At 56.9% G+C, this 2,422-nt stretch carries 1 rRNA gene; it reads left to right on the top strand.

Features of this window, described 5'->3' with window-relative positions:
* Positions 1-2,422, top strand: a 23S ribosomal RNA gene (locus ABD301_RS42190); the annotation flags it as partial.

Here is a 2,422-nt window from a genome sequence, read left to right as displayed (position 1 = left end):
ACGTGGCGAGGTTAACCCGTGTGGGGTAGCCGTAGCGAAAGCGAGTCTGAATAGGGCGTTTGAGTCGCGTGCTCTAGACCCGAAGCGAAGTGATCTACCCATGGCCAGGTTGAAGCGCGGGTAAGACCGTGTGAAGGACCGAACCCACCAGGGTTTAAAACCTGGGGGATGAGCTGTGGGTAGGGGTGAAAGGCCAATCAAACTTCGTGATAGCTGGTTCTCCCCGAAATGCATTTAGGTGCAGCGTTGCGTGTTTCTTGCCGGAGGTAGAGCACTGGATGGTCTAGGGGGCCTACAAGCTTACTGAAATCAGCCAAACTCCGAATGCCGGTAAGTGAGAGCGTGGCAGTGAGACTGCGGGGGATAAGCTTCGTAGTCGAGAGGGAAACAGCCCAGACCACCAGCTAAGGTCCCTAAGCGTGTGCTAAGTGGAAAAGGATGTGGAGTTGCACAGACAACCAGGAGGTTGGCTTAGAAGCAGCCACCCTTTAAAGAGTGCGTAATAGCCCACTGGTCAAGTGATTCCGCGCCGACAATGTAGCGGGGCTCAAGCACATCACCGAAGCTGTGGCATTCACATATTGACCCGGCTGGCGCCTTTGTGGTGTTGGTCCAGGTGTGTGGATGGGTAGGGGAGCGTCGTGCGGCGGGTGAAGCGGCAGGGTGACCTAGTCGTGGATGCCGCACGAGTGAGAATGCAGGCATGAGTAGCGAAAGACGGGTGAGAAACCCGTCCGCCGGATGACCAAGGGTTCCTGGGCCAGGCTAATCCGCCCAGGGTAAGTCGGGACCTAAGGCGAGGCCGACAGGCGTAGTCGATGGACAACGGGTTGATATTCCCGTACCCGCGAAAGAGCGCCCATGATGAGGCAGGTTTGTGCTAAGCCCCCGGAAGCTGTTGATTCTCTTCGGAGATGAGGTGGTGGAAGCGGGTGACCCCGGCTTGTAGTAGTCAAGCGATGGGGTGACGCAGGAAGGTAGCTGAACCCGGTGGATGGTAGAGCCGGGGTAAGGGTGTAGGGCGAGGCGTAGGCAAATCCGCGCTTCATTAAGTCTGAGACCTGATGCCGACCCGACATAGGGGAAGTCAGTGATCCTATGCTGCCGAGAAAAGCCTCTAGCGAGCTCTGAGTGGCCCGTACCCCAAACCGACACAGGTGGTCAGGTAGAGAATACCAAGGCGATCGAGTGAACTGTGGTTAAGGAACTCGGCAAATTGCCCCCGTAACTTCGGGAGAAGGGGGGCCTGAGACGTGACGGGACTTGCTCCTTGAGCGTTGTATGGCCGCAGAGACCAGGGAGAAGCGACTGTTTACTAAAAACACAGGTCCGTGCTAAGTCGTAAGACGATGTATACGGACTGACGCCTGCCCGGTGCTGGAACGTTAAGGGGACCGGTTAGCCTCACGGCGAAGCTGAGAACTGAAGCGCCAGTAAACGGCGGTGGTAACTATAACCATCCTAAGGTAGCGAAATTCCTTGTCGGGTAAGTTCCGACCTGCACGAATGGCGTAACGACTTCTCCACTGTCTCAACCACAGGCTCGGCGAAATTGCACTACGAGTAAAGATGCTCGTTACGCGCGGCAGGACGGAAAGACCCCGGGACCTTCACTACAGCTTGATATTGGTGTTCGGTTCGGATTGTGTAGGATAGGTGGGAGACTGTGAAGCTGGCACGCCAGTGTCGGTGGAGTCAACGTTGAAATACCACTCTGTTTGATCTGGACATCTAACTTCGGACCGTGATCCGGTTCAGGGACAGTGTCAGGTGGGTAGTTTAACTGGGGCGGTTGCCTCCTAAAGAGTAACGGAGGCGCCCAAAGGTTCCCTCAGCCTGGTTGGCAATCAGGTGGTGAGTGCAAGTGCACAAGGGAGCTTGACTGTGAGACGGACGTGTCGAGCAGGAGCGAAAGCTGGGACTAGTGATCCGGCACTGGCTGGTGGAAGCGGTGTCGCTCAACGGATAAAAGGTACCCCGGGGATAACAGGCTGATCTTCCCCAAGAGTCCATATCGACGGGATGGTTTGGCACCTCGATGTCGGCTCGTCGCATCCTGGGGCTGGAGTCGGTCCCAAGGGTTGGGCTGTTCGCCCATTAAAGCGGCACGCGAGCTGGGTTTAGAACGTCGCGAGACAGTTCGGTCCCTATCCGCCGCGCGCGTAGGAAACTTGAGAAGGGCTGTCCTTAGTACGAGAGGACCGGGACGGACGAACCTCTGGTGTGCCAGTTGTTCCGCCAGGAGCACGGCTGGTTGGCTACGTTCGGAAGGGATAACCGCTGAAAGCATCTAAGCGGGAAGCTCGCTTCGAGATGAGGTTTCCCACCAGGTTAACTGGGTAAGGCCCCCGGCTAGACCACCGGGTTGATAGGCCGGATGTGGAAGCGTGGAAACACGTGAAGCTGACCGGTACTAATAGGC

Source organism: Fodinicola feengrottensis (assembly GCF_039530045.1).
Classification (GTDB): domain Bacteria; phylum Actinomycetota; class Actinomycetes; order Mycobacteriales; family HKI-0501; genus Fodinicola; species Fodinicola feengrottensis.
This window is presented reverse-complemented; position numbering and strand designations above follow the sequence as displayed.